18 protein-coding genes are annotated in these 19,056 nt (G+C 63.6%); 12 read left to right on the plus strand and 6 right to left on the minus strand.

The genetic code is table 11. The annotated features are described in order from the left end of the window. Positions 1–17: 17 nt before the first annotated feature. Positions 18–575, minus strand: coding sequence for a tetratricopeptide repeat protein (locus tag K8U54_RS16130; protein ID WP_249906763.1), 558 nt, complete (start codon positions 573–575; stop codon positions 18–20). Positions 576–763: 188 nt separating this feature from the next. Between K8U54_RS16130 and K8U54_RS16135 the strand changes: the two genes are divergently transcribed. Genes K8U54_RS16135 through K8U54_RS16145 form a run of 3 tightly spaced genes read left to right on the plus strand, consistent with a single transcriptional unit; the run spans position 764 to position 3,985 of the window. Further along, a complete protein-coding gene (locus K8U54_RS16135; RefSeq protein ID WP_249906764.1) occupies positions 764–2,053 on the plus strand; it encodes an NAD(P)/FAD-dependent oxidoreductase in 1,290 nt (429 codons plus the stop codon). Positions 2,054–2,067: 14 nt separating this feature from the next. Further along, complete coding sequence (locus K8U54_RS16140) at positions 2,068–2,625, plus strand: helix-turn-helix domain-containing protein (RefSeq protein WP_249910457.1); 558 nt, start codon at positions 2,068–2,070, stop codon at positions 2,623–2,625. 19 nt (positions 2,626–2,644) lie between these two features. After that, the gene (locus tag K8U54_RS16145; RefSeq protein WP_249906765.1) at positions 2,645–3,985 is read left to right on the plus strand and encodes a glutamine synthetase family protein; all 1,341 of its coding nucleotides are present in this window, start codon (positions 2,645–2,647) and stop codon (positions 3,983–3,985) included. A gap of 60 nt (positions 3,986–4,045) precedes the next feature. Here K8U54_RS16145 and K8U54_RS16150 read toward each other — a convergent pair whose 3' ends face one another. Continuing rightward, a complete protein-coding gene (locus K8U54_RS16150) occupies positions 4,046–4,657 on the minus strand; it encodes a Yip1 family protein (protein ID WP_083329891.1) in 612 nt (203 codons plus the stop codon). 433 nt (positions 4,658–5,090) lie between these two features. Here K8U54_RS16150 and K8U54_RS16155 point away from each other — a divergent pair, with 433 nt between their 5' ends. The 8 genes from K8U54_RS16155 to K8U54_RS16190 all read left to right on the plus strand — a co-directional run bounded on the left by K8U54_RS16155 (position 5,091) and on the right by K8U54_RS16190 (position 11,732). Further along, on the plus strand, positions 5,091–5,393 hold the full coding sequence (locus tag K8U54_RS16155) for a hypothetical protein (protein ID WP_249906766.1): 303 nt from the start codon (positions 5,091–5,093) through the stop codon (positions 5,391–5,393). Continuing rightward, positions 5,393–6,004 carry a DUF6436 domain-containing protein gene (locus K8U54_RS16160; RefSeq protein WP_249906767.1) on the plus strand — a complete coding sequence of 204 codons (612 nt, stop codon included), beginning with the start codon at positions 5,393–5,395 and terminating at the stop codon, positions 6,002–6,004. Before K8U54_RS16155 ends, K8U54_RS16160 begins: the two co-directional genes overlap by 1 nt. 452 nt (positions 6,005–6,456) lie before the next feature. Beyond that, the gene (cyoA, locus tag K8U54_RS16165) at positions 6,457–7,353 is read left to right on the plus strand and encodes a ubiquinol oxidase subunit II (RefSeq protein ID WP_249906768.1); all 897 of its coding nucleotides are present in this window, start codon (positions 6,457–6,459) and stop codon (positions 7,351–7,353) included. A 3-nt stretch (positions 7,354–7,356) separates the two neighbouring features. After that, positions 7,357–9,330: a cytochrome o ubiquinol oxidase subunit I gene (gene cyoB / locus K8U54_RS16170; protein WP_249906769.1), complete on the plus strand. Its 1,974-nt coding sequence runs from the start codon at positions 7,357–7,359 to the stop codon at positions 9,328–9,330. Positions 9,331–9,333: 3 nt separating this feature from the next. Beyond that, positions 9,334–9,957, plus strand: a complete 624-nt coding sequence (gene cyoC / locus K8U54_RS16175) for a cytochrome o ubiquinol oxidase subunit III (protein ID WP_070887569.1) — start codon at positions 9,334–9,336, stop codon at positions 9,955–9,957. Then, positions 9,957–10,289 (plus strand): cytochrome o ubiquinol oxidase subunit IV, encoded by a 333-nt coding sequence (locus K8U54_RS16180; protein ID WP_070887568.1) that lies wholly within the window; start codon positions 9,957–9,959, stop codon positions 10,287–10,289. The genes cyoC and K8U54_RS16180 overlap by 1 nt, the downstream gene beginning before the upstream one ends. Before the next feature lie 11 nt (positions 10,290–10,300). Further along, positions 10,301–11,245, plus strand: coding sequence for a heme o synthase (gene cyoE / locus K8U54_RS16185; RefSeq protein WP_205881611.1), 945 nt, complete (start codon positions 10,301–10,303; stop codon positions 11,243–11,245). Positions 11,246–11,339: 94 nt separating this feature from the next. After that, positions 11,340–11,732, plus strand: coding sequence for a 3-phosphoshikimate 1-carboxyvinyltransferase (locus K8U54_RS16190; RefSeq protein WP_249906770.1), 393 nt, complete (start codon positions 11,340–11,342; stop codon positions 11,730–11,732). Here the strand turns inward: K8U54_RS16190 and K8U54_RS16195 are convergent. Next, positions 11,719–12,657, minus strand: coding sequence for a class I SAM-dependent methyltransferase (locus tag K8U54_RS16195; RefSeq protein ID WP_249906771.1), 939 nt, complete (start codon positions 12,655–12,657; stop codon positions 11,719–11,721). The genes K8U54_RS16190 and K8U54_RS16195 overlap by 14 nt on opposite strands. 138 nt (positions 12,658–12,795) lie before the next feature. Continuing rightward, entirely contained in the window at positions 12,796–14,064 is a 1,269-nt protein-coding gene (locus tag K8U54_RS16200; RefSeq protein ID WP_249906772.1) for an OprD family porin, read from the minus strand. Positions 14,065–14,597: 533 nt separating this feature from the next. On the opposite strand from K8U54_RS16200, the gene K8U54_RS16205 reads away from it, so the two are divergent. Beyond that, a complete protein-coding gene (locus tag K8U54_RS16205) occupies positions 14,598–14,954 on the plus strand; it encodes a 5-carboxymethyl-2-hydroxymuconate Delta-isomerase (protein WP_249906773.1) in 357 nt (118 codons plus the stop codon). Positions 14,955–14,989: 35 nt separating this feature from the next. Here the strand turns inward: K8U54_RS16205 and gcvT are convergent, their stop codons facing one another. Then, the gene (gene gcvT, locus K8U54_RS16210; RefSeq protein WP_249906774.1) at positions 14,990–16,111 is read right to left on the minus strand and encodes a glycine cleavage system aminomethyltransferase GcvT; all 1,122 of its coding nucleotides are present in this window, start codon (positions 16,109–16,111) and stop codon (positions 14,990–14,992) included. Between the two features lie 91 nt (positions 16,112–16,202). Beyond that, on the minus strand, positions 16,203–19,055 hold the full coding sequence (gcvP, locus tag K8U54_RS16215) for an aminomethyl-transferring glycine dehydrogenase (RefSeq protein ID WP_249906775.1): 2,853 nt from the start codon (positions 19,053–19,055) through the stop codon (positions 16,203–16,205). Between the last annotated feature and the right edge of the window lies 1 nt (position 19,056).

The raw sequence follows: 19,056 nt of genomic DNA on the forward strand, positions 1-19,056 counted from the left end.
TCAGGGCGTTGTCTCGCTCAGGCGCCCGGCGCGCTGTCCAGCGCCTTGCAACTGGCCGCGTAGTTCTGCCGGCAGGCGCTCTGGAACAGGCGGCGGGCCTGGTTGGGGTCGCGCTCGACGCCATCGATGCCGCGCATGTAGAGGTTGCCGAGAATATGCTGAGCCATGGGATTACCGCTACTGGCGGACTGGTTCAGGTACTTGAGCATGGCAGGCGGGTTGCGGAATTCCGGGTTGTCACGGCCGGTGTAGAGGTAGGCCAGGCTGACGGCTGCCTCAGCATGGCCGCGATCGGCCGCCTGTTTCCACCAGTATTCGGCCTGCTTGAGGTCCTTCTGGGGTTTGCCGACGAAGTAGAAGCTGCCCAGCTTGAACTGACTGTCCAGATCGCCGCGCTGCGCCAGCTCGCTCAGGCGCCGGATGTCGCCGTCGACGGCCTGCTGTTCGGATGACACGGTGGCAGGCGTGCCCGGGGTTGCGGGCGCCTTGCTTTCGTCGCGGTTGGCGCAGCCGGCGAGCAGGACGATGCAGCTGGCGAGCAGCAGGGGAGTGGTCAGTGCGGACAGTTGGATCATGTAGGGCTCCAGATAGACGACCCGCGCTTCGTGGCCGATAGCGGTCAGGGAGCCGTCAGTGCTTCGATTGTTGTCGATCTTCGACCGGCTTGCTGGCAAACGGTTCGCCCCGGCGAACAGATCCTGCTTGGAGGGGTGAAAATATTCGTGTATTTTTTCATGAAATAATCATCCGATAATTTCATCGCATGTATATGCAAGCCTCCGGGCACCTCGCCACCTACTATGCAGGCTGCTACCCAGGCTCGCTCCCCGAGCGTGCTGGTCTGGAAGGTGATCTCGACTGCGATGTGGTGATCGTCGGCGGCGGCTTCAGCGGCCTGCATTGTGCCCTGCGCCTGGCCAGAGCCGGCAAGCGTGTAGTGGTGCTGGAGGCCAGCCGCGTGGCCTGGGCGGCCTCCGGGCGCAATGGCGGGCAGGCGCTGCTGGGCTGGTCGTGCGACATGCCGCCACTGGAAAAGGCCCTTGGCCTGCAGGGTGCCCGCCAGCTGTGGGACAGCATGTGCTGGGCCGCCGAGGAGTTGCGCGCATTGCCGGCGCGCCACGGTTTCGAGGTCGATTACCGGGTCGGCAGCTTGTGGACGGCGGTGCTGCCGCGCCGCGTCGCCCAGTTGCGCGAGGCGCAGCACGAGGCGCTGCACAAGTGGGGCTATCACGACCTGCGGCTGATCGAAGGCGCCGAGCTGCGTGAGTGGGTCGACAGCCCGCGTTACGTTGCGGCCCTGCATGATGCACGCGGCGCCCACCTGAATCCGCTCAAGCTGGCCCAGGGGCTGGCCACGGCCGTCGAGCAGCATGACGGCCGTATCTTCGAACGGACCCGCGCCCTTGCCTACGAAACTCTGCCGCACGGCTATCGGGTGCGCACCCCGCAGGGCGAGGTGCGCGCCGAGGTGCTGATCCTGGCCTGCAACGCCTACCTCGATAAGCTGGATCCATCACTGTCGCAACGGTTACTGCCGGTGGGCTCCTACCAGGTGGCCACAGCCGTGCTCGACCCGCAGCTGGCACGCTCGCTGCTGCCCCATGACAGCTGCGCGATCGACAACCAGTTCGTGCCCGACTATTTCCGCCTGACGCCGGACCATCGCCTGCTGTTCGGTGGCGGCTGCACCTATCTCGGCGGTTTGCCGGAGGACGTTCCCGCGGCGACACGGCCCTATCTGGAGCGGGTATTTCCCCAGCTCAAGGGTGTCGCCATCGATTACGGCTGGGGCGGGCACATCTACGTGACCATGAAGCGCGCCCCGGATGTCGGTCGTCAGGGGCAGCGTTACTGGCTGCAGGGGTTTTCCGGGCACGGCGTACTGCCGACCCTGGCCGCGGCGCGGGCAGTGACCGACGCGATTCTCGGCGATGAACAGCTGCTGGCCCTGTATCAGCGCATCGGCAATCCGCGCTTTCCGGGCGGCGCCTGGCTGGCGGCGCCGCTGGAAGCGGCGGGCAAGGCCTGGTATCGGCTGCGTGACTATTTATGAAGGACTCCACCGGCATGGACATGCAGGAAGAAATCGAAGGCCTCGCGATCCTCATCCGCGACCTGCGCAAGCACAAGAACCTTACGCTCGGCGAGCTGGCTGCGCGCATCGGCCGCTCGGTGGGTTTCCTGTCCCAGGTCGAGCGCGGCCTGTCCAGGCCGACCGTGGCGGACCTGACCGCCATCAGTGAAACCCTCGGGGTGTCGACCACCTATTTCTACAGCCTGGAAAAGCCCCGGGCCTTGCCGTGGGTCACCCGCCCGGGCGAACGTCGCACCCTGTATTACGCCGGAGGCATCACCGATGTGCTGGCCTCGCCGAGCATGTCGGCCGGCTTCTCCATGCTGGAAAGCCACCTGGCGCCCGGCGCGACCAGTGGCCAGGGGCACCTGAACGACAGCTCGGAGCAAGGCGGCTTCGTGCTCGAAGGCCAGCTGAGCATCTGGCTGGATGACCAGCCGGAGCCGGTGACGCTCGGCCCCAACGACAGCTTCCAGTTGCCGCCGCACAGCCAGTTTCGCTACGCCAACCTTACCGACCAGCCCGCACGGGTACTCTGGGTGTTCCGCTAGGCGGGCACAGGAATCTCATATGACCTTCACAAGCCTGTCCGACGAAGTTCGCGCCTTTCGCGCCGCTCACCCCGAGGTGCGTTATGTCGACCTGATCTGCCTGGACATTCCCGGGCACTTCTATGGCAAGCGTTACCCCATCGACATGCTGGAAAAAGTCGCCGCCGGCAGCCTGCTCAAGTTGCCGCAGAACTGCGTGCTGCTCGGTGCCCAGGGTGGCCTGCACGAGATCGGCGACTACTGCTTCCATGATGGCGACCCGGACGCCACGCGGCGGCTGATCCCCGGTACGCTGAAACCGGTGCGCTGGGAGCAGCAGCCGCTGGGGCAGATGCTGATCAGCTCCGATGGCACCGAGTCGCCCATCGAGTTCGAGCCCCGGGAAGTGCTGGCCCGGGTGCTGGCGCGCCTGGCCGCCAAGGGCATGCACCCGGTGGTGGCCTTCGAGCTGGAGTTCTACCTGTTCGACCGGGCCCTGAAGGAGGGCATGCCGCAATACCCGCGTGACCCGCTGTGCGGCGATGAGGACGACCAGCCCAACCTGCATATCGAGCGCCTGTCGCGTTTTTCCCCGGTGCTGCACGAGATCGTCGAGGTGGCCAATGAGCAGGGCATCGACGCCAACGTGATCACCGCGGAGATCGGCCCCGGGCAGTTCGAGATCAATTTCGGCCATTGCGAAGATGGCCTGCAGGCCGCCGACTGGGCGGCGCTGTTCACCCGGCTGACCCGTGGCGTCGCGCTCAAGCACGGTCATCGCGCCAGTTTCATGAGCAAACCCTACCTGGATGCGCCGGGCAGCGGCATGCATGTGCACGTCAGCCTGTATGACCGGCAGGGCAACAACCTGCTGGCGCCTGACGACGGCCGGCCGCTGCGCCACGCCGTAGCCGGTTGCCTGGACTGGTTGCCGCACTGCATGCCGATCTTCGCGCCGCACCATAACGCCTATCGCCGCTACGGCTCGCGGGTGAACGCCGCCAGCCGCGCCAGCTGGGGCTACGAGGACCGCGATGCCTGCGTGCGGATTCCCGACTCCGATGCCCGCAACCTGCGTATCGAGCATCGCCTGGCCGGCGCCGATGCCAACCCGTATCTGGTGCTGGCGGCGATTCTGGGCGCTATGGAGCATGGCCTCGAACAACGTGCCGAGCCTATCGCACCGCTGAACGAGAACCGTCAGAGCGGCATCGACTTTCCCATGGACATGCTTGCGGCGGTGGCGCAGATGCGCCATCACCCGGCCGTCAATGCGGGGCTCGGTGAGGAGTTCGTGATGGTGTATTGCGAGAATAAACGACAGGATCACCTGGCGTTCATGGAGCATATCAATGCCCGCGAGTACCGCTGGTTCCTCTGAGTGTGGCGCCGCTATAGATAGAAAAAACCCGCCAATGGCGGGTTTTTTATGGGGCAGCTTTTAGCGGAACAGCGACCAGCTCACCGCGTAGTCGTTGAACCCCAGGCCCCACAGGGCCACGGTCAAGGCCAGCAGCAGCTCCAGCACCAGCACGCCGATGGCCAGGGTGCCACCGGAGATGGTCAGGCCCTCGTTGACCGGGATGCGCAGGAACGCCGGCATGCCCACGTAGAGCAGACGCGCGCTGTAGGCCAGCGCGACGATGCCGACCGCCAGCAGCAACCAGGCTTTCGGGTAGAGCAGGGCGATACCGGCGATGAACAGCGGCGTGGCCACGTAGCCTGCGAAGATGATGCAGCGGCGGCGGGTCGGGCGGCTGGCGAAGGAGTCGGACATCCAGTGGATGACGTTACCCATGATCGCCACGCCGATCAGCATCAGGATGTAGAACACGATACCCAGCGCTGCCGCCGTGGGCACCGCCACCTTGTAGGCCTCGCCGCCCAGGTGCCAGCCGATCTGGGTGGTACCGATGAAGGCGCTGACCACGGGGATGAGTGCCATCAGCAGCACGTGGCGTGCGTAAAGGTGGGTGATGCTTTCCTTTTCCCGGTCGATGTTGCGCCACTCGCGGCCCGGATTGGCCAGCAGTCCCCAAATGTGATTGATCATGACTCTTCTCCTCTGACTCCAGCATCGTGCCGGCATGAGATACTCGAGAGCTGATCAGCCTGGATTGTGCGGCAGGTGCCATTCAATTCAGCCCTCACAGGTATGAGTGAAGTTCACCGCAATAGGTTTGACCAGAAATTCACCACCCCTGCCAGGCGCGGCCGATCCATTGCCAAGGCGGCGCGCTCGCACGCCACGGCCGGCGGGGCACCGCAGCAGTCGGGCACGGGCTGCAGGGGCTCGTAACCGGTTATGTCGAGCAGGCCTGGCAAGGCGCCTGGCCACCCCGGGCAAAGCCCAGCAGCCGCGCGTCTTGGCGGGCCGGCGGGGGAGAGGAGGGCGCATTCCCCTATGTTTTATGTGTGCTCTTTGGCCCCTGCCTCGGGCAGGGCAAAGGTGCTATGTTGCGCACCCTCTCAGGCAGGGCCAGAACATGAGCGACGACAACGCACGTAATCGATCCCCCGAGCAGCCGGACAGCGGCAAGCGCGGCGGTTGCCTGTGGCTGACCCTGCTGGGGCTCGGCTTCATCGTGTTGGTATTCGGCATCATCATCTATGCCATTACCCGTGAGCAGACCGCCGACGTGCAGGCCAACGAGCAGCGCGCCATCCAGGCCTGCTGGGTCAAGGCCAACGACCCGTCGGCCACGCCCACCTCGCGGGCCTTCGCCACCGACAGCTGCAAGGAGATGGAGAAGCAGTTCCGCATCAAGTACGACCGGGATCCCCAGTGATGAGCCAGGAACAGGCCGCGCCGTCCAAGCGCTTTCTGCTGATCCTGTGCCTGCTGGCGCTGGTCATCGTGGTGGCCATGGCCGCCTGGGCGTGGAGCCGCTTCGGGGTGTCGTACCTGCGCCCCTTCGGTGACCAGGAGCAGCAGGCGGTGTTCTTCCAGGGCGGTGGCCTCAAGCTGCCCGCCGAGCTGGCCGGGCCGGGCAAGATTCGCGTGGTGCATTTCTGGGACCCGCAGTGCCCCTGCCACAAGGAAACCGACGCCCACCTCAATTACCTGATCGGCCTCTACCGGTTCTCCGGGGTGGAGTTCTACAGCGTGCAGAAGCCGGGCAGCACCGGCGAGATGCTGCCGTTCCTGCGTGGCAAGCTGACGCCTCTGGAAGCGCTCGAAGGCATGGAGTCGATTCCCGCCAGCCCGGCCATCGCCATCTGGGATCAGCAGGGTAACCTGGCCTATGCCGGCCCCTACAGCGAAGGGTTGGTGTGCAACTCCTCGAACAGTTTCGTCGAGCCGATTCTCGACGCCTTGTCGGCCAATCGCAGCGTCTCGGCGGCCAATACCATGGCGGTGGGTTGCTACTGCGACTGGCAGGCGAAAGAGGGTTCCTGACTTACCCCAGTAACCCATGAGTTCCTCGTGGTTGTGGCTGTGCGACATATTGCCGCGCAACTGCGCGGATATGAGCCACTATTATGAGTCGCAACTCTCCCGGTGATGCGCGCTCGGTTCGTGAGCGGTCTTCCGCTCTCGCGCTACAGGTGCGGTCATGTGGGGCTTTGCGAGTAAAGCGAGCTGTTGCCAGCTGCCGGATAGCGGCTGGTTTGGCAGGGTCGGGGCAGGCCGGGGCGAGCAATACACCCCGACTATTTGTAGGCCCATCGTCGTTATGCGGTTGGTTTTTTTGGCTGCGTAACCGAAAATGTCGCCCCCTCCGTTTAGTAGTTTCGAAGCTGAAACGATTTCGGTGCCTCGGCGCATCGTTTTCCTGGCATGCCCGGTGGCATTGGGCGTCAGGCTGAACAGAACGCTATGTGGGATATCACTTTGCTGAAGGTCGTGAAATGAGAGAAGAGAAGTACCACCGCTTGTTCCGCACGCTTCTGACGATTGTCGTGGCCGTCTCCCTGAGTGGCTGCGACTGGGCTCTTTTCGATTCGAAAGGGCAAATCGGCATCGAGCAGCGCAACCTGATCATTACCGCCACTCTGCTGATGCTGATCGTGGTGGTACCCGTCATTTTCATGACCATTCTGTTCGCCTGGCGCTACCGCGCTTCGAACAAGGACGCGACCTACGCGCCTGAGTGGGCTCACTCGCACAAGATCGAGGCCATCGTCTGGGGCGTTCCGTGCGTGATCATCATCGTGCTGGCGGTGATCACCTGGAAGACCACTCACTCGCTCGATCCTTACCGGCCCATCGAGCACGAGAACAAGCCGCTGACCGTCGAAGTGGTCTCTCTGGACTGGAAATGGCTGTTCATCTATCCCGAGCAAGGCATCGCTTCGGTCAATGAGCTGTACATCCCGGACAATACGCCGATCAGCTTCCAGATCACTTCGCAGAGCGTGATGAACACCTTCTTCATCCCGCAGCTCGGCGGCATGGTCTACGCCATGGGCGGCATGCGCACCCAGTTGCACCTGATTGCCAACGAGCCGGGTGAATTCTTCGGCCTGTCGGGCAACTACAGCGGTCATGGTTTCACCGGCATGAAGTTCGCCGTGCATGCCACCAGCAACGAAGAGTTCGAGCAGTGGGTGGCCAAGGCCAAGCAGTCGCCGAACACGCTGGACTTCAATGGCAGCTACCAGATGCTGGCCAAGGCGAGTGAAAACAACCCAGTCGAGTACTTCAATGCTCAGCCAGGTCTGTTCCGGCAGATCCTCGGCCAGTACATCGATTACAAGAGCAACCCTGTGAGCGAAGCCGCGCACGCTTCAGGTGCGGAGGAATAAACGATGTTCGGAAAGCTGACACTAGATGCAATACCCCTGCACGAGCCCATCCTTGTAGTCACCATGATCGCGGTGGCTCTGGGTGGTATCGGTGTGGTCGCCGCCCTGACCTACTTCAAGAAGTGGGGCTACCTGTGGACCGAGTGGCTGACCTCGGTCGACCACAAGAAAATCGGCGTGATGTACATTCTCGTCGCCCTGGTCATGCTGCTGCGCGGCTTCGCTGACGCCATCATGATGCGTACCCAGCAGGCGCTCGCCCACGGCGGTGCCGAGGGCTACCTGCCGCCGCACCACTACGATCAGATCTTCACCGCTCACGGTACGATCATGATCTTCTTCGTGGCCATGCCACTGGTGGTCGGCCTGATGAACATCGTCACGCCGCTGCAGATCGGTGCGCGCGACGTTGCCTTCCCGTTCCTCAACTCGCTGAGCTTCTGGCTGTTCGTGGTCGGCGTGCTGCTGACCAACGTGTCGCTGTTCGTCGGTGAGTTCGCCATGACCGGTTGGGTCGCGTATCCACCCTTGTCGGGGATCGAATACAGTCCAGGGGTCGGGGTCGACTACTACATATGGGCGCTGCAGATATCCGGTATCGGTACGCTGCTCACCGGTGTCAACTTCTTCGTGACCATCATCAAGATGCGTGCCCCTGGCATGACCCTGATGAAAATGCCGATCTTCACCTGGACCATCCTGTGCACCAGCGTGATCATCTGCGGCGCGTTCCCGATCCTGACTGCCGTGCTCGGCATGCTGACCCTGGACCGCTACCTGGATTTCCACTTCTTCACCAACGAAGCCGGTGGCAACCCGATGATGTACGTCAACCTCCTGTGGGCCTGGGGCCACCCTGAGGTGTACATCCTGATCCTGCCGGCTTTCGGTGTGTTCTCCGAAGTCACCGCGGTATTCGCCCGCAAGCGTCTGTTCGGCTACGCCTCGATGGTCTGGGCCACCGTGGCGATCACCGTACTGTCGTTCGTGGTCTGGCTGCACCACTTCTTCACCATGGGTTCTGGCGCCAGCGTCAACGCCTTCTTCGGTATCGCGACGATGATCATCGCCATTCCGACCGGTGTGAAGATCTTCACCTGGCTGTTCACCATGTACCGCGGTCGTCTGGAGTTCACGTCGCCGATTCTGTGGACCCTGGGCTTCATCATCACCTTCTCCATCGGTGGTATGACCGGCGTGCTGCTGGCCGTTCCGGGTGCTGACTTCCTGCTGCACAACAGCCTGTTCCTGATCGCCCACTTCCACAACGTGATCATCGGCGGTGCGGTATTCGGCTACATGGCCGGTATCACCTTCTGGTTCCCGAAAGCCTTCGGCTTCCGTCTGCACGAAGGTTGGGGCAAGGCGTCCTTCTGGTTCTGGATCATCGGCTTCTACCTGGCGTTCATGCCGCTGTACATCCTGGGCTTCATGGGCATGACCCGTCGTCTCAACCAGGTCACCAACCCGGAATGGGTGCCATGGACCTACGTTGCGGTGTGCGGTGCGGCGCTGATCGGTCTGGGCATCCTGTGCACCCTGATCCAGTTCGCGGTATCGATCATCAAGCGCAAGGAACTGGCCGACGTGACCGGCGACCCATGGGATGCTCGCACCCTGGAATGGTCGACCTCCTCGCCACCACCGTTCTACAACTTCGCCGTCACCCCGCGTGGTGATCGCATCGACGAGTTCCACGAGCAGAAGCGTGACGGCCTCAAGCCGGCGCCAACCAAGTACTCGCCGATCCACATGCCGAAGAACACCGGCGTGGGCCTGATCATGTCCGTTGGCGCTCTGGCCTTCGGTTTCGCCCTGGTCTGGCACATCTGGTGGCTGGCTGCGGTGAGCTTCGTCGGTACGTTCGTGGTTCTGATCCGTAACAGCTACAACACGGATGTCGACTACTACGTGCAGCCCGACGAGATCGAGCGCATCGAAAAGGCACACATTCAAGCAAAGGCTAATCAGGCGTAAACCATGTCCAGTGAAGTTTTGAGCAACCACGCCGCTCATGACGATGATCATGAGCACGAGCATCACCACGACGCGGGTGAAATGAAGGTCTTCGGGTTCTGGATTTACCTGATGACCGACTGCATCCTGTTCGCGAGTATCTTCGCAGGCTACGCGGTGCTCAGCACCGCGTACGCCGGCGGTCCCACTCCGAAGGATCTGATCGACCTGAAGCTGGTTCTGGTCGAGACGTTCGCCCTGCTGTTCTCCAGTATCACCTACGGTATGGCCATGCTGGCCATGTACCGCGGCGACAAGGGCAAAGTGCTGTCCTGGCTTGCCGCCACCTTCCTGTTCGGCCTGGTGTTCATCTCGATCGAGCTGTACGAGTTCCACCACCTGATCCACGAAGGTGCCGCGCCGCAGGTCAGCGCCTACTGGTCCGCGTTCTTCACCCTGGTCGGCACCCACGGTCTGCACGTCAGTGCCGGCCTGGTGTGGATGGCCGTGATGATGCACCAGGTCGCCAGCCGTGGCCTGACTCCGGCCACCCAGACTCGCCTGAGCTGCCTGAGCCTGTTCTGGCACTTCCTCGACGTGGTCTGGATCTGCGTGTTTACCGTTGTTTACCTGATGGGGGCTCTGTAATGGCTCATGATCACCACTCTGTTGCTGGCGCGAGCCACGGCAGCACCAAGGATTACGTCGTCGGCTTCGTGCTGTCGGTGATCCTCACCGTGATCCCGTTCGCGATCGTGATGAACCCCGTCATGTCGAAAGCGGCCACGTTGTTCACCATCGTCGCGTTCGCGGTCGTGCAGATCTACGTACACCTGGTGTACTTCCTGCACATGAACACTTCGTCCGAGCAGCGTTGGAACACGGTTGCCTTCGTGTTCACCATCCTGATCACCATCATCGTCGTAGCGCTCTCTATCTGGATCATCTGGAGCATGCACTACTACATGATGGCCAACTAAAAGAGAGCAGCCTGATGTTCAAGCAATACCTGCTCCTGACCAAGCCGGGCATCGTCTTCGGGAACATGATTTCCGTGGCCGGTGGCTTCTTCCTGGCTTCGAAGGGGGATATCGACCTGATGCTGTTCCTGGCAACAGCACTCGGCGTCGCTCTGGTGATTGCTTCCGGTTGCGTGTTCAACAACTACATCGATAGGGACATCGATGAAAAGATGGAGCGGACCAAGAACAGGGTGCTGGTAAAAGGCCTGGTTCCGCCGACTCATGCCATCGTTTACGCCTGCGTCCTCGGGATCGCAGGCGTTGCCTTGCTCTATAAAGCCACGAATCTGCTTGCAGTCGCCTTGGTCCTGATGGGCTTCGTCGTCTACGTCGGGCTGTACAGCCTGTACCTCAAGCGTAATTCGGTTTATGGAACCCTGGTTGGCAGTCTGTCGGGCGCCGCTCCGCCTGTTGTGGGCTATTGCGCTGTAAGCAACGAGTTCGACATGGGGGCAGCGATTCTGCTGCTGATCTTCAGCCTCTGGCAGATGCCCCACTCGTACGCTATCGCCATCTTTCGTTTCAATGACTACCAGGCCGCCAACATTCCGGTGTTGCCGGTGATCAAGGGCGTTCCCGCTGCCAAGCGCAGCATCGTCCTGTACATCGCCGCGTTCCTGGTCGCCACCCTGATGCTCACCATCAGTGGTTACGCGGGCTACAGCTACTTCGTGGTAGCGGCAGTCAGCGGCGCCTACTGGTTGTGGATGGGGGTGTCGGGTTACAAGGCCGTCGATGACAAGGTCTGGGCACGCAAGCTGTTCGTGTTCTCCATCGTCACCATCACCGCCCTGAGCGTGATGATGTCGGTGGACTTCCAGGCCACGCCGAGCCAGATGCTGATGACCTCGGTCAATCACATCTGCGGCGTCGACAACGTCAGTGGCTTCTGTGCGGCATTTGCCTCGCGCTGAGTCTTGACGAGCGAATCGAGCGGGCCCCGTCATCAGCCGATGACGGGGCCCGTTTTCGTTGTGGAGGCTGTTAGGCTTTCAGCGATTTGGAGATATGCACGTGAACGAGCAAGACGCCTTTATCACCGGCCTCAGGGATCGCCTGCCCGAGGATCTCAAGGATTCCTTCACCGCCGAGCAGCTCGCCGCGCTCAAGGTGGCCTTCGGCGCACGGCAGTGGGGCCGCCACCCCGTGGATCTGCGTGGCACCCTCAAACTGTGGCGCTGGCGCTACTATTTCGTGTTCCTGGCCGGGCGCAACAAACGTGACCTCAGCCGCGCCCAGCAGGAATTGTCGCTGACCGCCAAGGCCCTGGGCGTCAGCCTGTTCCTGATGATTTCCCTGGCGATCGGCCTGCTGTTCCTCTACCTGATCAAGTCGGCGCTGGGCATCAACCTGTTTTCCGGCTTCTCCCTGGGGCTGTGGGACTGGTTCAACCGCGTTTGAACAGCAGGACCTTGAGCCCGCCCTCGGGGCTCACGTCGGGAAACTCCGGCGGGTTGTCCAGGCGCTGCTCGAAGCGCAGTTCGGGGGCTTCGCTGGCCATGCCGGCGATCAGGAAGTCGCTGCCGACATCCGGGTCGTTGACGCAGGCCAGTACGCAGCCTGCAGGCGCGAGCAGCTCGGGGAGTCTGCGCAGGATCTTGCCGTAGTCGCGGGTCAGCGCGAAGCTGCCTTTCTGGAAGGAGGGTGGGTCGATGATGATCAGGTCGTAAGGCCCGTGGCGCTTGACCTTGCCCCATGACTTGAACAGCTCGTGGCCAAGGAAACTGACCCGGCTCAGGTCATGCTCGTTGAGGCGGTGGTTGTCGCGGCCACGGCTCAGCGCGGCCTTGGCCATGTCCAGGTTGACCACGTGCTCGGCACCGCCGGCAAGCGCAGCCACCGAGAAGCCACAGGTGTAGGCGAACAGGTTGAGCACCCGCTGGCCGCCGGCATGCTCGCGCACCCAGCGCCGCCCCAGGCGCATGTCGAGAAACAGGCCGGTGTTCTGCTTGCGGCCCAGGTCGAGCAGAAAGCGCAGGCCGTCTTCCTCGATGACCCACTCTTCGGGCAGCTCGCCGACCAGGCAGTGCATCGGGCTGTCGGGCAGGTAGCGCTGCTGCAGCAGCAGGCTGTGGGCGCCGCTGGCTCGCCACTGATCCGACTCGCTCAGCTGCTGCAGCATGGCCTGCAAGGCTTGCAGCTGATCCATCTGCGGCTCGCGAAACAGACACACCAGCACGATGCCCTGCAGCCAGTCGACCGTGATGTGTTCGAGCCCCTCCCTGCAACGCCCACGGCCATGGAACAGGCGACGCGTTTCGGCCGGCCTGGCGTTCAGCGCATCGTTCAGGTGTCGGTGTAGCAGGGCAAGATGGGCGGCATTCATGGGGAGGGCGTGATCGGTCGGCGGGGCGCGGCAGTTTAAACCAGCTCATCGGGGGGAGGGTGGCCGGGCGGCGCATAAAAAAGCCCGTCACGAGGACGGGCCAACTGTGCCACTGGAGTCAGCGATGCGATGGGCGTGTTACAGGATCGACAACGGGTAGTTGAAGATCAGGCGGTTTTCACTGGCGTCCTGGCCGACGTCGCGGCGGACGCTGGAGTTGCGCCAGCGGATGCTCAGGTTCTTGAAGGTGCCGTCCTGCACGGTATAGGCCAGCTCGGATTCGCGTGCCCATTCCTCGGCTTCGCCGCCACCGGCCACACGAATGTTCGAGCCGCTCATGTAGCGGTTCATCAACACCAGGCCGGGGACGCCCAGGCCGGCGAAGTTGTAGTCGTGGCGTACCTGCCAGGAACGTTCTTCAGGGCTGTCGAAGCTGGTGGTGAAACCGTCGTTGACCAGGGTGCCGCCGCTGGCGCCGTCGACGCGCATGAACTTGGTGTCGCCGCCCATGCGCTGGTAGCCCACCAGGAAGGTGTTGTTGCCACGCTTGGCGGACAGGGCGCCCTGGTAGACCTTGTTGTCCAGGTCGCCGGCCTTGGCCGAGCCTTCATCCTTGCCGGTGACGTAGCCGAGGTTGGCGCCCAGTACCCAGTCGCCGACCGGCTGGCTGTGGGTCAGTTGCAGGTAGCTCTGCTGGTAGATGTCTTCCAGGCGCGCGTGCCACAGGCCGACCAGGGTGTTGTTGCCGTTGAACTTGAACTCGCCGCCACCGAAGTTGAAATCGCCACCGGAAATGCCGCTGTAGGACATGTCTTCACGGCTGGCGTCGTTGCGCTGGCTGTTCTTCCAGAACTGACCGCCGAACAGGGTCAGGCCGTCGATTTCCGCGGAGGTGATCTGCGCGCCCTGGAAGGTCTGGGGCAGCGAACGGCCGTCGTCGGCACGCAGGATCGGCAGCACGGCGAACCACTCGCCGACCTTCAGTTCGGTTTTCGAGATCTTGGCCTTGGCGGCCACGGCGGTACGCCCGAAGTCGTCGGGAATGTTGCGATTGGCCGCCGGGCCGTGCTCTGGCAGCAGGCCGCTGTTGCTGGTGTTGGCATTGCCATCCAGCTTGACCGAGTACAGGCCCAGCACGTCGATGCCGAAACCTACGGTGCCGGCCGTGTAGCCGGAGCGCGCATCGAGAATGAAGCTCTGCGTCCAGCCCTCTGCCTGGCCCTGGCGCTCGCCATTGATGACCGGGTCGGTGCCGTTGAGGTAGTTACGGTTGAAGTAGTAGTTACGCAGGTTCAGCGACACCTTGGCATCGTCTACGAAGCCATCGGCATGGGCGGCGAACGGCACGGCCAGGGCCATGGTTCCGGCCCCGATCAGGCCCAGCGAGATGATTTTGCGTGCGGTCATTGTTGTTGTGCTCCCGATTTTTGAACAGCCCGTCCTCTGTCGATCGCTGATCGGCATGCCGTGAGGGCGGTATGGAATGCCCTTTACAGGGCGCAGACCTGCGCGATGACGCAGGACGTGCCTCAGGCCCTAGCCTTTGGCGAATAGGTGGCGCGCAGGTATCGAGATGAATGCGGCGGATCGGGCGCGGGTGCCCGGAAGACGGTATGCGGGTGACGTGAAGGCGACTGGCTTCATGGTGCGACCTTTTTTGTTTTTATAAGGCTTGTTGTCATACAACATTGGCGGCGATTATCGACAGCTCCCAATCGGCTTGTCAACGCAAGCCGATGAAAAGATCTCCTGAGCCTTCCAGGATGCCCTGTCGATACGTGCAGTCTGTGGTCAATGCCTTGCAAATAAAAGCTTTCAGCGTTTCTCTTGAAGCACGAGAAGGTTTTTGGAGGGTATCGCGGCCAGGGAGCCTATGCACTCTCGCCACTGGCCCAATGTTGTGCGATAACGGATGACGAATCAAAAACAAGAGAAGCGTCATGCCACATTGCCTGATCGAAGGTTCCCGCTCCCTGCTGCAACTCGTGGACGGTCATGAATTGGTGACGCGGGTCCATGCGGCCGCCATGGGCAGCGGATTGTTCAAGGACGGCGAGGTGAAGGTGCGGCTAAGCCTTTACGAGCACTTCACGGTCGGCGGTAGTGAGGAGGATTTCGTGCACGTGATCTTCTATCTACTGGCCGGTCGCAGCGACGAGCAGAAGAAAGCGCTGTCCATGGTCATCGTGCGCGCGCTGCTGGAACGCCTGCCGGCGGTTCGAAGCCTTTCGGTGGACGTGCGTGATATACGCCGCGAGGTGTTCAGCAACCGACGCAGTTGCCTGGACGCCGGCTGAGAGCGAGGGGCGGCCGGCAGGCCGCCCCAGCAGGTTCAGCCGCGGTAGTAGCGCTGCGCCACGAACGGGGTCTTGGCGACCTTCATGGCCACGCGCTTGCCGCGCACCAGGGCCCATACCTCGGCGTCCACGGCCGCGTGACTGCTCTGCACGTAGCCCATCGCCAGCGGCGCACCCAGGCTCGGGCCGAAGCCACCGCTGCAGACCTGGCCGATGACTTCGCCTTCGGCGTTCACCAGCTCGGCTCCTTCGCGCACCGGCTTACGCTCCTGGGGCAGCAGGCCGACGCGCTTGCGGGCGACGCCATCGCGCTGCTGGGCGAAGATCCGCTCGGCGCCCGGAAAACCGCCGGGGCGTGTGCCGTCGGCCCGGCGTGCCTTGGAGATCGCCCACAGCAGGCTGGCCTCGATCGGCGTGGTCTCGGCGCTCATGTCATGGCCGTAGAGGCACAGGCCGGCTTCCAGGCGCAGGGAATCGCGGGCGCCGAGGCCGATGGGTTGTACTTCCGGTTCGGCCAAGAGGCTGCGCGCCAATGCTTCGGCATGGTTGGCGGGCACCGAGATCTCGAAGCCGTCTTCGCCGGTATAGCCGGAGCGGCTGACGTAGCAGTCGACGCCAAGCAGGCGCACGGCCTGGAACTGCATGAAGGTCATCTTGGCGACTTCCGGCGCCAGGCGGGTCAGCACCTCGACCGCCCTGGGGCCCTGCAGGGCGAGCAGGGCACGCTCGAAGCGCGACTCGACCTGGCACTGGCCCGCGATGCGCTGCTGCAGGTGCATCAGATCCTGATGCTTGCAGGCGGCGTTGACCACCAGGAACAACGTGTCATCACCCAGGTTGGCGACCATCAGGTCGTCGAGGATGCCACCGTTGTCATCGGTGAACATGGCATAGCGTTGCATGCCCACCGGCAGGTCGACGATATCCACCGGCACCAGGCTTTCCAGTGCCTTGGCCGCACCGGCGCCGCGCAGGATGATCTGGCCCATGTGCGAGACATCGAACAGGCCGGCGGCTTCACGGGTATGCAGGTGTTCCTTCATCACGCCGAGCGGGTACTGCACCGGCATTTCGTAGCCGGCGAACGGCACCATGCGGGCACCGAGTTCCAGGTGCAGGGCATGAAGGGGCGTTTTCGCCAGTATTTCAGAGCTCATTGCGCTCTCCTGTATAGGTCGTGAGCGGCCCGCAACAGCGTGCGGGCTATAGAGGGAGGGGCTGCCGACGCGTTCGGCAGCCCAGGCGCGATCAGGCGTCCTGATAGGCCTCGATGGGCGGGCAGGCGCAGACCAGGTTGCGGTCGCCGAACACGTTGTCGACCCGGCCCACGGGCGGCCAGTACTTGCCGTCGATCAGGCTGCGGGTCGGGTAGACCGCCTGTTCGCGGCTGTACGGGTGCGTCCATTCGCCGACCAGTTCGGCGGCAGTGTGCGGGGCGTTTTTCAGCGGGTTGTCGTCGGCGTGCAGCTGGCCGCGCTCGACCGCGCGGATTTCCTCGCGGATGGCGATCATGGCGTCGCAGAAACGGTCCAGCTCTTCCTTGGACTCGCTCTCGGTGGGCTCGATCATCAGCGTGCCGGCCACCGGGAAGGACATGGTCGGGGCGTGGAAGCCGAAGTCGATCAGGCGCTTGGCCACGTCGTCGACGCTGATGCCGCTGCTGTCCTTGAGTGGGCGCAGGTCGAGGATGCACTCGTGGGCCACCAGGCCGCCTTCACCGCTGTACAGCACCGGGTAGTGCTCTTCCAGGCGACGGGCGATGTAGTTGGCGTTGAGGATCGCCATCTGCGAGGCCAGGCGCAGGCCGGTGCCGCCCATCATGCGGATGTACATCCAGGTGATCGGCAGGATGCTCGCGCTGCCGAACGGTGCGGCACTGACCGCACCCTCCTTGCGCGCCATGTGCCCGTGGCCGGGCAGGAACGGCGCCAGGTGGGCCTTTACACCGATCGGGCCGACGCCCGGGCCGCCACCGCCGTGGGGGATGCAGAAGGTCTTGTGCAGGTTCAGGTGGGACACGTCGCCGCCGAACTTGCCAGGGGCGCAGAGGCCGACCATGGCGTTCATGTTGGCGCCGTCGATGTACACCTGGCCGCCGTTGTCGTGGACGATGGCGCAGATCTCGCGGATGCCTTCCTCGAACACGCCATGGGTGGAGGGGTAGGTGATCATGATCGCCGCCAGCTGGTCGCGGTGCTGCTCGGCCTTGGCGCGCAGGTCGTCGATGTCGACGTTGCCGCGGGCGTCGCAGGCGGTCACCACCACGCGCATGCCGGCCATATGGGCGGTGGCCGGATTGGTGCCGTGGGCCGATTGCGGGATCAGGCAGATGTCGCGCTTGTCGTCGCCGCGGCTGTGGTGATAGGCGCGGATCGCCAGCAGGCCGGCGTATTCGCCCTGGGAGCCGGCGTTGGGCTGCAGCGACACGGCGTCGTAGCCGGTGGCGGCGCAGAGCATGGCTTCCAGCTCGTCGGTCAGCGCCTGATAGCCGGCGCTCTGCTCGGCCGGGGCGAAGGGGTGCAGGTTGCCGAACTCGGCCCAGGTGATCGGGATCATCTCGCTGGCGGCATTCAGTTTCATGGTGCAGGAGCCCAGCGGGATCATGCTGCGATCCAGGGCCAGGTCCTTGTCGGCGAGCTTGCGCAGGTAGCGCATCAGCTCGGTTTCCGAGTGGTAGCGGTTGAACACCCGGTGCTCGAGGATCGCCGACTGGCGCAGCTGTGCAGCCGGCAGGCTGCTGTCGGCCCCGGCGGCCAGTGCGGTGAAGTCCGGCATCGGCTTGTCGTCTGCGAACAGCGACCAGAGTTGCTCGATATCCGCCTGGGTGGTGGTTTCGTCGAACGACAGGCCGAGGCGCTCGGCATCCACTTCACGCAGGTTGATGCCGGCTGCACGGGCTTTCTCGTGCAGGGCGGCGGTCTGCGCACCGGTGCGCAGGGTAACGGTGTCGAAGAACGCCTGCTGCTCGACCGCCAGGCCGAGGCCCTGCACGCCACGGGCGAAGATCCGGGTTAGCTGATGGACGCGCCTGGCGATCCGGGTCAGCCCCTGTGGGCCGTGGTAGACGGCGTACATGGCGGCGATGTTGGCGAGCAGCACCTGGGCGGTGCAGATGTTGCTGGTGGCCTTCTCGCGGCGGATGTGCTGCTCGCGGGTCTGCATGGCCAGGCGCAGGGCCGGGTTGCCGAAGCGGTCCACCGACAGGCCGACCAGGCGGCCCGGCATGTCGCGCTTGAAGGCGTCACGGGTAGCGAAGTAGGCCGCATGCGGGCCACCGAAACCCAGCGGCACGCCAAAGCGCTGGGCGCTGCCCAGGGCTACGTCGGCGCCGAACTCGCCCGGTGCCTGCAGCAGGGTCAGGGCCAGCAGGTCGGCGGCGACGGCGACCAGGGCGTTGGCGCCGTGGAAGCGTTCGACCACCTCGCGGTAATCGAAGATGTCGCCATTGCTCGCCGGGTACTGCAGCAGGGCGCCGAAGAAGGCGCTGGCATCGTCAATGGCCGCTTCGTCACCGACCACTACCTCGATGCCCAGGGGGGCGGCGCGGGTGCGCAGCACATCGAGGGTCTGCGGGTGGCAATGCTGGGAGGCGAAGAAGGCGTTGGCGGCCTTGTTCTTCGACAGGCGCTTGCAGAAGGTCATGGCTTCGGCGGCGGCGGTGCCCTCGTCGAGCAGCGAAGCGTTGGCGATCGGCAGGCCGGTAAGGTCGCTGATCAGGGTCTGGAAGTTGAGCAGCGACTCCAGGCGACCCTGGGAGATTTCCGGCTGGTAAGGCGTGTAGGCGGTGTACCAGGCCGGGTTCTCCAGCAGGTTGCGCAGGATCGGCGACGGCGTGTGGGTGCCGTAGTAACCCTGGCCGATATAGTTGCGAAATAGCTTGTTCTTGGCAGCGATGGCCTTGATGGCGGCCAGGGCCTCGGCTTCGCTCTGGCCGTCGCCGGCCGGCAATACGCTGGTGCCCTTGATGCTGCCCGGAATCACGCTGGCGGTCAGCGCGTCGAGGTCGCTCAAACCTAGGGTTTCCAGCATGGCAGCGGTGTCCCGCTCGCGCGGGCCGATATGGCGGGCGATGAATTCGTTGCGGGTGGTCAGGTCAGTCATG

The organism is Pseudomonas fulva (assembly GCF_023517795.1).
GTDB classification, from domain to species: Bacteria; Pseudomonadota; Gammaproteobacteria; order Pseudomonadales; family Pseudomonadaceae; genus Aquipseudomonas; species Aquipseudomonas fulva_D.